The sequence below is a fragment of the Flavobacterium sp. LC2016-01 genome (assembly GCF_009711135.1).
In the GTDB taxonomy this organism is placed as follows: domain Bacteria; phylum Bacteroidota; class Bacteroidia; order Flavobacteriales; family Flavobacteriaceae; genus Flavobacterium.
Genome location: NZ_WMIC01000002.1, coordinates 187,018 through 198,233 on the forward strand (window position 1 = coordinate 187,018; position 11,216 = coordinate 198,233).

11 protein-coding genes and 1 riboswitch are annotated in these 11,216 nt (G+C 33.1%); all 11 genes read right to left on the bottom strand.

Going from position 1 to position 11,216, the window contains the following annotated elements:
- Window positions 1–19: 19 nt before the first annotated feature.
- Complete coding sequence (locus GKZ88_RS05215) at window positions 20–430, bottom strand: Rrf2 family transcriptional regulator (protein WP_035645602.1); 411 nt, start codon at window positions 428–430, stop codon at window positions 20–22.
- A gap of 132 nt (window positions 431–562) precedes the next feature.
- Window positions 563–1,063, bottom strand: a complete 501-nt coding sequence (locus GKZ88_RS05220) for an RDD family protein (RefSeq protein WP_155101342.1) — start codon at window positions 1,061–1,063, stop codon at window positions 563–565.
- Between the two features lie 126 nt (window positions 1,064–1,189).
- Window positions 1,190–1,720 carry an alpha/beta hydrolase gene (locus tag GKZ88_RS05225; RefSeq protein ID WP_155101343.1) on the bottom strand — a complete coding sequence of 177 codons (531 nt, stop codon included), beginning with the start codon at window positions 1,718–1,720 and terminating at the stop codon, window positions 1,190–1,192.
- A gap of 99 nt (window positions 1,721–1,819) precedes the next feature.
- Window positions 1,820–2,992 (bottom strand): aminotransferase class I/II-fold pyridoxal phosphate-dependent enzyme, encoded by a 1,173-nt coding sequence (locus GKZ88_RS05230; RefSeq protein WP_155101344.1) that lies wholly within the window; start codon window positions 2,990–2,992, stop codon window positions 1,820–1,822.
- Window positions 2,993–3,120: 128 nt separating this feature from the next.
- Window positions 3,121–3,546, bottom strand: a complete 426-nt coding sequence (locus tag GKZ88_RS05235; RefSeq protein ID WP_026728534.1) for an OsmC family protein — start codon at window positions 3,544–3,546, stop codon at window positions 3,121–3,123.
- Window positions 3,547–3,621: 75 nt separating this feature from the next.
- Window positions 3,622–6,036 carry a bifunctional aspartate kinase/homoserine dehydrogenase I gene (gene thrA, locus GKZ88_RS05240; protein ID WP_155101345.1) on the bottom strand — a complete coding sequence of 805 codons (2,415 nt, stop codon included), beginning with the start codon at window positions 6,034–6,036 and terminating at the stop codon, window positions 3,622–3,624.
- Between the two features lie 2 nt (window positions 6,037–6,038).
- The gene (locus tag GKZ88_RS05245) at window positions 6,039–7,022 is read right to left on the bottom strand and encodes an alpha/beta fold hydrolase (protein WP_230392464.1); all 984 of its coding nucleotides are present in this window, start codon (window positions 7,020–7,022) and stop codon (window positions 6,039–6,041) included.
- Between the two features lie 79 nt (window positions 7,023–7,101).
- A riboswitch (SAM riboswitch) is annotated at window positions 7,102–7,210 on the bottom strand.
- A 188-nt stretch (window positions 7,211–7,398) separates the two neighbouring features.
- Window positions 7,399–7,602: a hypothetical protein gene (locus tag GKZ88_RS05250; protein ID WP_155101347.1), complete on the bottom strand. Its 204-nt coding sequence runs from the start codon at window positions 7,600–7,602 to the stop codon at window positions 7,399–7,401.
- 555 nt (window positions 7,603–8,157) lie between these two features.
- On the bottom strand, window positions 8,158–9,246 hold the full coding sequence (locus GKZ88_RS05255; protein WP_155101348.1) for an aspartate kinase: 1,089 nt from the start codon (window positions 9,244–9,246) through the stop codon (window positions 8,158–8,160).
- A 182-nt stretch (window positions 9,247–9,428) separates the two neighbouring features.
- On the bottom strand, window positions 9,429–10,733 hold the full coding sequence (locus GKZ88_RS05260; RefSeq protein WP_155101349.1) for an O-acetylhomoserine aminocarboxypropyltransferase/cysteine synthase family protein: 1,305 nt from the start codon (window positions 10,731–10,733) through the stop codon (window positions 9,429–9,431).
- A gap of 78 nt (window positions 10,734–10,811) precedes the next feature.
- Window positions 10,812–10,997: a hypothetical protein gene (locus tag GKZ88_RS05265; RefSeq protein ID WP_155101350.1), complete on the bottom strand. Its 186-nt coding sequence runs from the start codon at window positions 10,995–10,997 to the stop codon at window positions 10,812–10,814.
- Between the last annotated feature and the right edge of the window lie 219 nt (window positions 10,998–11,216).

Sequence of the window (11,216 nt, forward strand, 5' to 3'; positions counted from 1 at the left end):
TTGAAATGGTCTTTTTTTCTTAGAAAGCAATATCTGCCAGAGAATTGCTTTCCAATATTTTAAGTGTATTATCTCTAACTTCGGTCATTAATCGTCGTGCTGCACAGGTAGATTCGTCATCACAATCGTCACATCTTTCATAAAAATTATGACTTGCGCAAGGAAGAAGTGCAATTGGCCCTTCAAGAATTCGGTAGACTTTAGCCATACTGATATCTTTTGGGTCTTTGATTAAGTAATAACCGCCGCCTTTTCCTTTTTTTGCTCCAAGAAAGCCTGAATTTCTAAGCAGCAGCAAAATACTTTCTAAAAACTTAATCGAAATATGCTCGTTTTTCGCTATTTCGGCAATTTGAACAGGATCATTATTTTCTCGTCTGGCCAAATAAGTCAACGCTTTTATTCCGTATTTTGTTTTCTTTGAAAGCATCTTTAGATTTTAAATTGCAAAATAGTTGTTCCGAATTTAATGTATTGAAATCGATACATTTATTTCTGCAACAAAAATAGGCTTTTTAAATGAGAATAATAACAGAATAGAAATTATATTCTACTTATTCTATCAGATTACTTCGCTATTTCCGATTAAATTGAATTCGTGGAATGATTTTATTTCTTCAACTAGTGCTTTTTTATTTACCACATAAGTATCCGTCATCGAATCGTGCCATCCTCTTGTTCCTAAACAGGAGAATATTTCAAAAGGAATAAAACGACACAAAGTTCTTCTTAGTATGGTCGCAAAATCAGTTTTTTCGCCATACTCGTTAACGACAGTAGTTCCTGTAATAAATTTGCCTAAAGATCTCCCAAACAGTCCCTCTGTGATTAAATAATAAAAAAAGTAGATTAGCATCATTATGAAATTCCATCCCCAATTTCCTAAATTATCCATCCAGACACTTAAGCCGGTCAAACCAAATAAACCAATCAGAATCCCAGTAAAAGCACAGAGTCCCGCAAAGATAAGAAATGCAAATATGCCATCTAAAATGTAATTTAAAAAACGGATTCCAACTGAAGCCAGCAATCTATCGTCAAGAATGTAACCAGAATTACTCATATACAAATTGGTAATTTTATAATTTATTAGTTTTTTTAGCTCCTAACAAAAATATATTTTTTACTCAAATAACCTCAAAAAAAGCAGAAGGATTTTTAATAGTAATAAATTTACAGTCAAAAAAAGTTATTTTATGAATGCCTTCAGAATGTCATCACAAATTAAATAAGCATTATTATTTTCTAAATACAATTGATGTTTTTGGTTATCGAAGATTTTATTTGAAACATTTAAATTGAAAAACCATTCGAGATTGGGTTTGTTTAAATCATTTTCTCCAAAGTACAGTTTGATATTACAATCTGGCAATTCATTTTCATATCGTAATCTAGTAGAGGAAACAGCAAACAAATAATCCGTTTTTAAAGCTTTTAAAGAAGCTTTCCATGCAACTGTCCCTCCAATACTAAATCCTAGAACGGTAACTTTTTCTTTTTCCAATTGGAGTAAATTTTCAATTGCTCTTTCAATGCCGCCATTTAAAAATTGGCTGTGTATTTCAGTTTCTCCAAGACCAGATGCATTTATGTTTGCTAATTTGAGAACGTCATAATACTGAATATCAAAACTAGATTCTAATTTATCTGTATAGAATTTTATCCCGTCTGGATTTTCTCCTCCAAATAAATCCGATAAAATAAGTAATCTGGGTTTCATATTTTACTTTTAAAATTGCTATTTCCTGAATTAGAAATTTCAATATACCAAAAAGGGCTATTTAAAAAAAATAGCCCTTCAATTTATTATATTTTATATTTATTCCAGCGCTTGTTTTAAATCAGCAATTACATCTGCAACGGTTTCTAAACCTACAGAAACACGCACTAAACCTTGTGTAATTCCAACAGCCAATTGATCTTCTTCAGATAATTTACTGTGCGTTGTAGAAGCCGGATGCGTTACAATTGTTTTTACGTCTCCAATATTTGCCGAAAGCGAACACAATTTAATTTTGTCCAAAAATTTTCTTCCTGCTTCAAGACCACCTTTAATTTCGATAGCAATAATATTACCACCTAAAAGCATTTGTTTTTTAGCAATCTCATATTTTGGGTGTGATTTCAAGAACGGATATTTTACACTATTTACATTCGGATGACTTTCTAAAAACTCAGCTACTTTTAAAGCATTTTCGCAGTGTTTGTCAACACGAACAGCCAAAGTCTCTAAACTTTTAGACAAAACCCAAGCATTAAAAGGTGACATTGCCGGTCCTGTATTTCTTGAAAACAAGTATATTTTACGAATTAACTCAGCGTCTCCAACGGCAACTCCGCCCAAAACACGGCCTTGTCCATCGATTAATTTTGTTGCTGAATGAACTACGATATGCGCACCATATTTAATAGGCTGCTGAATATATGGAGTTGCAAAACAGTTATCAATTATTAAAATCAAATTGTGCTTTTTTGCAATTTGACCTAACAACTCCAAATCAATTACATCTACACCTGGATTTGTAGGTGTTTCAGCGTATAAAATCTTCGTATTTGGCTTAATAAAACTTTCAATAGTTTCTGGTTTATTGATGTCAAAATAAGAAGTTTCGATTTTCCATTTTGGGAAATACGTCATGAACAACGCATGAGTTGATCCAAAAACACTTCCAGCAGAAACGATATGATCTCCAGATTCTAATAATGCTGCAAACGTAGAATAGATTGCCGCCATTCCAGTTGCAAAAGCATAACCCGCTTCGGCACCTTCCATAGCACAAACCTTGTCTACAAATTCTGTTGTATTTGGATTGCTGAAACGAGAATAGATATTGCGGACTTTTTCTTCCGTAAAAGATGCTCTCATATCTTCAGCATCTTCAAATACAAAACTTGACGATAAATATAACGGAGTTGAATGTTCCTGAAATTGCGTTTTTTCTAAATGTGTACGTATGGCTTGTGTTTCAAAACCAAATTCTTCTGTGTTCATTGTGTTGTTTTTTGTTTTTTTGTTTCAAGTTTCAGGTTTATTTTGTGAGTAATAAATATGATTTGAAACTTAAATAAGTGAGTCATCCTAAAAATTATCTAATTCTCAAATTGACTAATTTTCTAATTCTATAAAGCTTCGTTGTTCAAGACAACTTTGTATTTGATAGTTGCTGTTGGTTCTACAGTTTTGGCAACTGAACAATATTTCTCGAAAGAAAGCTGTGCTGCTTTTTTTGCTTTTTCTGGGTTAATTTCTCCTTCTAAATAAAAAACCACATCGATTTCTTTAAAAGGTTTTGCTTCTTCAATCTGAACGCGCGTTCCTTCAACCTCAGCGTTAAAAGAAGTGATTTCCTGACGCTGTTTCTTCAAAATCGAAATCATATCAATCGCACTGCATCCTGCAACGCCCATTAATACAAGTTCCATTGGACTGGCGCCTAAATCGCTTCCGCCAAATTCAGCTCTGCTGTCAACGTCAACTACATGTCCGCGTTCATTTTTTACTTTGAAATGAAATGCGTCGTTTACTCTGTTTAAGGTTACTTTCATTGTGTTGTTATTTTTTGTTTTTTGTTTGAGTTCAAATCAGAAATCTAAAATCTGCTCTCTAAAATTTAAAATCAATTATCCTTTATCAGACAATCTCAAAATATCTCCAAAAACTCCTCTTGCTGTCACCGCAGAACCTGCACCGGCTCCTTGAATAACGATTGGACGATCTCCGTAAGATTCTGTGTAAATTTCGAAGAAAGAATCAGAACCTTTTAAACCGCCTAAAGCAGTGTCTGAAGGAACAGAAACTAATTTTACTTCTAAATTTCCTTTGTCATTTTGCAAATCACCAGACAATTCGCCAATGTATCTTAATACATGATTTGGTTTTTGATCGGCTTTTATTTTCTCGTAAATTGGATCGAATTCTTTTAATTTCGTTAAGAAATCAGCAACATTTCCATCGCGTAAATGTTCCGGAATTAGATTCTGAATTGAGATTTCTTCAAACTCATTCTGCAAATCTAATTCTCTTGCCAAAATCAATAATTTTCTTCCCACATCATTTCCGCATAAATCCTCACGCGGATCTGGTTCTGTATATCCGTTGTCAATTGCTTCCTTAAGAATTTCACTAAATGGAACATCTTTTGCAGAAAAATTATTGAATAAATAACTCAATGTTCCAGAGAAAACTCCTTTAATTTTTGTGATGTTTTCACCTGAAAGATGCAGTAATTTAATGGTGTCGATTAATGGCAAACCTGCTCCAACGTTGGTTTCGTATAAATAATTCTTTTGGTTTTCTGCCAAAGCTTTTCTCAGCTCTTTATAAAAACCATACGTCAATGTATTCGCTACTTTATTCGAAGAAATTAAGTCAAAACTGCTTTCTACAAGCGGAATATAGTTTTCTACAAATGATGCACTTGCCGTATTATCAATCGCAATTAAGTTTTCTAAATGATGCTCATTTGCGTAAGCGATAATATCATTTATTTTGTATTCTTCACCTTTTGTCTGGATATCATTTTTCCAGCTTGAAGTTACGCCATTTCTGTTTAATAAAAGCTTTTTAGAGTTTGCAATTGCAAAAACATTCAGCTTCACATCTTTACGTTTTTCAATCGCTGCAGCCGATTCTAAAATTTGATTAATCAACGTTCCGCCCACTAATCCGTGACCAAAAATCGCAATGTTGATTTTTTTAGAAACTCCAAAAATCTCTCCGTGAATTACGTTTAAAGCTTTGTTCAGTTCTTCTTTCTTCACAACCAAACTCACGTTTTTACCCGTAACCGTGTTGTTGAATAAAATTGGAACTATTTTGTTTTTGATTAATGCAGTATATGGCTTGTGAAAAGTGCTCAAGTCCTGCCCAATAATCGAAATTACCGAAACATTATCCGTTACTGTGATTTGGTTTACGTCTTTAGAATAAAAGTCGTTTTCGAACTCTTTTTCCAACTCCACCATTGCGAGAGTTGCTTTGTCTTTAGCCACAACCAATCCTATTCCTCTTTCTGAAGAACCTTGCGAAATAATGCTTACGCTGATGTTGTGATCGCCCATTACTTTAAAAATTCGGGCATCAACTCCAGCTTTTCCTAGTAATCCTCGTCCTTCAAGATTTACCAAAGACACATTTTCTAAAACAGAAAGCGTCTTGATTCCTTCTTTCGCAGAATCTGAAGTGATTAAAGTACCGCGGTTTTCATGATTGAAAGTATTTAAAATACGAAGCGGAATATTTTTTTCTAATAAAGGAATAATCGTTTTAGCGTGAAGAATTGTTGCTCCAAAATTAGCCAACTCATTCGCTTCGTTAAACGATAAATATTCGATTTTTTTAGCATCGGCAACTAAATCTGGATTTGCTGTGTAAATTCCGTCAACGTGCGTGAAGTTTTGAAGTTCTTCAGCATTCAAATAATTTGCAATTAATGACGCTGTATAATTACTTCCGTTTCTTCCTAAAGTTGTGGTGTCATTATTATTATTTGAGCCAATAAAACCTGTAACGATATTTACTGTTTCACCGTTATGCAATTTGAAATAATTGATAACGTTTTTCTTCGAAAGTTGTTCCAAAGGTTGCGCGTCACCAAATTTTGAATCGGTTTTAAGCAATTCTCTCGTATCGACAAAGTTTGCGGGAATACCTTTTTCAATTAAAATAGCGGTCAATAATTTAGCCGAAAGCAATTCACCTTTCGACAAAATCTGATCTTTGATTTTATTGCTGTAATCGCCAATCAAGCTTACGCCTTCAAAAAGTTTATCCAGAATATTGAATTCTTCAGACAAATCAACCTGACCGTAATCAGAAGTCTGATAAGCTTTAAAACTCTCCAAAAGGGGTTTATAATTCCCATTTTTAGCGGCAATTCTTAAAATATCTTCTAATTCATCTGTTGCATTTCCTCTTGCAGAAACGACTACGGCAATTTGCTCGCCTTGATTTACTTTATCAGAAATGATTGAAACGACTTTATTTAGTCCTTCTCCGTTTGATAATGATTTACCTCCAAATTTTAATACTTTCATTTTTATTTTGCTATTATTTCTGCCTTAAAAATATCGGCAAGTAAAAGATCTAATTGTTTGTACTCTATTAAAAAAGCGTCGTGTCCGTGAACCGAATCTATTTCGCTGTAGGAAACATTTTCTTTGAACTTTTTTAATTCATTATAAGTTTCCAGATTCTCTTTTGGTGTAAAAAATAAATCTGAGTTGATTGCTACGATATGAATCGCTGCGTTTGATTTTGATATTAAAGCCTCGAAATCCTCACTATTTCTGGTAATATCTATAGTTTTAAGCAGTTGGTTCATCAATTTATAAGATGCCAATTGAAAACGCTGCTGTAGTTTTTTTCCGTGATGCGCCAGCCAGCTTTCAATATTAAAAATCAAAAGATCCTGATTAATGGTTCGCTGAAATTTTTCTTTGAATGATTCTGGAGAACGGTAACAAAGCATGGCATGGATTCTGGCATCTTCAATTGGTTTTGAAGAATTATTCAGAATCTGTTCCTGTAGATAGCAATTTGCGATCATCCAGTCCGTCGATTTCCAGTCGGTTGCAATCGGAATTAAATGTTCTGTAATGTTTGGTTCCAATGCTAAAATTTCCCACGCAATTCCGCCACCGACAGAACCTCCAATTATAGCAAACACTTGTTCGATTTGAAGCGCTTTTAAACCTTTGATAAAAATTCTTGCAATATCTCTGGCTGTAAAATCGTGATAATTTTCAATTACAAATGAATCGTTCCCGTTGCCTGGAACATTAAATGCCAAAACGGTGAATTTATGGGTGTCAATTGTTTTTTCATCGCCAATTAAATCATTCCACCATCCGTTTGGGCCAGTTACTTGTGCATTTCCTGTCAAGGCATGATTGACCAAAACAATTGGTGCGGTATGCAAAGGCAAACCAGAAAGCGTAAAACTTAACGGTAATGATGAAAATATCGCACCACTCTCTGTGATGAAATTTTGAATTATAATGGGATTGGGTATATTTTCCAATTTCAAATCTTTTTATTTATGATTTGTATGTGGAAATATTAGAAAGAAAGTCTAGAGTTTGAAACTAGAAAAATTCTTGTTGTTATCTTTCCACGTTTGGGCGTGGTAGAATGCAGCACCTTCTTCGAATTAACGAAGGGTTGCTAAGGATTCATCGGGTCTAATCCCTCCTCCTTTCTTTATAACATTTCAATACGTATTTGAACTTAACGGTGCAAATTAACTACTAATTTCTTAAACTAACAAATTTTATCGAAACTGATTCCTCAATTTCTTAAACATTATTCAATCAAAAACTATTATACGCAAAAAATTACCGAACAGAATGCCCAGTAAAATTAAGCCGGTTTTACCCTATTTTATACTGCTTTTTGATTTAGATAAAAAGCGTTTCATTCTCTTTTGAATACATTAAGAACAATAAAGAATTTGGATCTTTTTTCACCTCTTTTTTATCTGTCTCAGTCATTCCAAATCTTGGATGAACTAATTCATTTGTTGGCGGAGGCGGATTGTTTCTTTTAGCTCTTATGCTTTTCAATGTCAAAAATGTTTTTGATAAGTAGTTTAATGTGCTCATGATATTTAAGTTTAAGTTAGTTTGCATTTTATAATCTTTACTATTTCTTTAATTCTTTGTTATGCTAGTCAAATGGAATAAAAAAACCCTTTCGGATTTTTAATACCAAAAGGGTTTAAGTTTTATAGAACTTATATATACTTTTAGTATCAACAGACGCGTACACAAATACGTGCGACGTTAAACATCTTGTTCATCTGTAGGGATTTATTCATTTGTTGTTTGACTTCTATTTTAAAAAAATTCTGCATTTAATTTTCTTTAATGAGCTTTTTGATTTGATTAATTCCAAAAAGCGATTGTTTATTTTAACAATTAAGCGTCTCTTTTTAACAGATCTTACTTGTCTTACAAATTTGCGATATTTTTTTTAATTTTCCAAGTTATAAAAGCTTAATTATTCCTAAAAAACGTTAAAAAACATCTTTTTACCGTTAAAAAACATCTTACAAAATTAAGATTTTAAATTAAAGAAGTTTTATCTTACAAAAAATTAACTAACTTTTTCTGTTTCAATCTGTCAAAGAACTATTTTTTCTATTATTTAAAAACCACTTAAAGCCAGACCGCTTCCTTATTTTTGATTTTTTCGGCTACTTTTAAAATATCAGTTATAATTCCTCTCGAAATTGCCTGTTTGCAAGGTGACGCTCCTTGTATAACAATAGGAACATCTGCATAAGACTTTGTGTAGATTTCGAAAATAGCGTCAGATCCTTTTAACTGCCCAATTGCAGAGGTTATAGGTTCTGAAACTAATTTTACTTCCAAAGTATTTTTTTCAACATCAAATTCGCCTACATATCGCAGCACATGATCTTCTGCCTGAGTGATTTTTGCAATTTTATAAGATCTATCAATTGCTTCTTTATTTAAGATGCCATTTTTCTCTAAATGTTCTTCTCTTATTATAGGATTGATTTTTATATCAGACAATTCAAATTCCTTCCCAATTTCTCGAGTTAAAATCAATAGTTTTTTGGCAGTATCGTTTCCTGACAAATCTTCTTTAAAGGTAGAACGCATCAAACCAAGAAGGCTGGCATCTTTTAGAATTGATGAAAAAGAATTTTCTTCTGCAGAAAACCGATTAAAAACATAACTCAGATGATCTGAAAAAACACCTCTGATCTTCGTGATTTTTTCGCCCGAATAATACAAATCTCTCAAGGTCTGCAAAACCGGAAATCCTGTATCAACTGAGGTTTCATACAAGAATTCTTTATCGTATTTCTTAAGATTTTCTCTTAATTGTTTGTATAAATCAATTGGAAGTGTATTCGCCTTTTTATTTACAGCAACGATATTAAATCCGTTTTCGATCAAAGTATTATAATGACTAATCAGTTCGTCACTGGCTGTAGCATCAACGGCGATCAAGTTTTCGAATTCATTTTCTTTTGCAAATTCTATAATATCCTCCACCCTGAAAGGAACGGCCAATTCTCTAAAATTGGTTTCCCACGCATATCCAACGCCTTCTTTCTCGAAAAAAGCAACAGTTGAATTGGTAATTATTGGAAAATGAAAATCGACATTTTTACTCTGCAGAAAAAATTCCTGACTTTCGATAATCTGATTGATTAAAGTGCTTCCGATATTTCCAATCCCGAAAAGAATAATATTTATTTTAAGCTTTGACATAATTTTAATTTTTAAAACATATCTAATTTTTATTGAACCATATAAGTTTAAACATCTCGTTTTACGATTTAGACGCACTGCTGTGCGCCTCTACATATATTGTGAATTTTTTAATCATAAAAAATCACCTCTAGCAACACCACATTGCTAAAGGCAATTTTTCAAACAAAAAACAAAAAAACCTAATTTTTATTGATACTGTACTGCGCTTGTGTAACGCTTTCAAAAACCGCTTTTAAGTCGGCGATTAAATCTTCAATATCTTCGATTCCAACAGAAAGTCGGACTAAATCTTTAGAAACTCCAGTCAACAATTGATCTTCTTCAGACAATTGCTGGTGCGTTGTGCTTGCTGGATGTATAATCAATGATTTTGTATCGCCAATATTGGCTAATAATGAGAACAATTTGGTTTCGTCTACCACTTTTTTGGCCGCATCAAAACCTCCTTTTAATCCAAAAGTGATAACACCGCTTTGTCCCGCAGGAAGATATTCCTTGGCTAAATCATAATATTTATTCGATTTCAAACCTGGATAATTTACCCAAACCACCTCATCTTGTTTCTCCAGCCATTCAGCCAAGGCCAAAGCATTTTCGCTGTGTTTTTTAATTCGGATTGGCAAAGTTTCTAATCCCTGAATAATCTGAAAAGCATTAAACGGACTCAAAGCTGCACCAAAATCGCGCAAACCTTCAATTCGTGCTTTTGCAATAAAAGCTGCATTTCCTAAAGCTTCATGATATACTAATCCGTGATATCCTGCCGAAGGCTCTGTAAATTCAGGGAATTTTCCGTTAGACCAGTCAAAAGTTCCGGCATCAATAATAACGCCTCCTAATGACGTTCCGTTTCCGGAGATATATTTTGTTAAGGAATGAATTACAATATCGGCACCATATTTAATAGGGTTTAATAAATAAGGTGTCGCAACTGTATTATCTACTATAAAAGGCACTTTGAATGCTTTGGCTTCCGCCGAAATTCCTTTTAAATCCAATACATCTAATTTTGGATTTCCTAATGATTCTACAAAGAAAGCTCTCGTATTTTCTTTTGCTGCTTTAGTGAAGTTTTCTGGTTTTGAAGGATCTACAAAAGTGGTTGTAATTCCTAATCGAGGCAAAGTTACATTTAGCAGATTATAGGTTCCTCCGTATAAACTGTTTGAAGCTACGATATGATCTCCGGCTCTTAGCAAAGTCAAGAAAGTTGTTGAAATTGCCGATGCTCCAGATGCCGTAACTACAGCTCCAATACCGCCTTCAAGCGCCGCTAAACGCTGTTCTAAAACATCATTTGTTGGGTTATTTAGTCTTGTATAAATAAATCCGGCTTCAGCAAGACCAAATAAATTGGCAGCATGATCAGCATTATTAAATACATATGATGATGTCTGATAAATTGGCACTGCTCTTGTTCCTGCATTTTTAGTAACATCGTGCCCTGCGTGTAGCGCGTTTGTTGCAAATTTTTGTGTACTCATGATTTCTTAATTTTTTAAATATTGTTGATACTATATATTATATTGATATTGTTTTTTGAGATTGATGCTGAAACTCTTTTAAACAAGAAAACTTTCTTGTTCTTCGAGATCATACATTTGAAACAATAATGATCTTTGAGCTTTTATTTTCTGCTCTGTATTGATTCGTACAACTTCTCTAGTTATGTCTTCTGATTTATTATTGTTTTTTTGAGAATCGTTTCTCAATAAATACTCAATTGCGATTGAATTTAGTGTTTTCATAATTTGAAAATTTAAGTGTTGAAATTAAAAAAGCCCTTTCGGATGGCTACCAAAAGGGCTTTTAGTTCTAACTAAAACCAAGATTTAACTTTTACTTTTGGCAACAGCAAATTGGGATGCACATTTGCATCATCTGACAACACATCACCATATTATTTACTATTGTTTTCATTTATATTTAATATTTGAATTGTTTCTTTTATAAACTCGACTAATTCG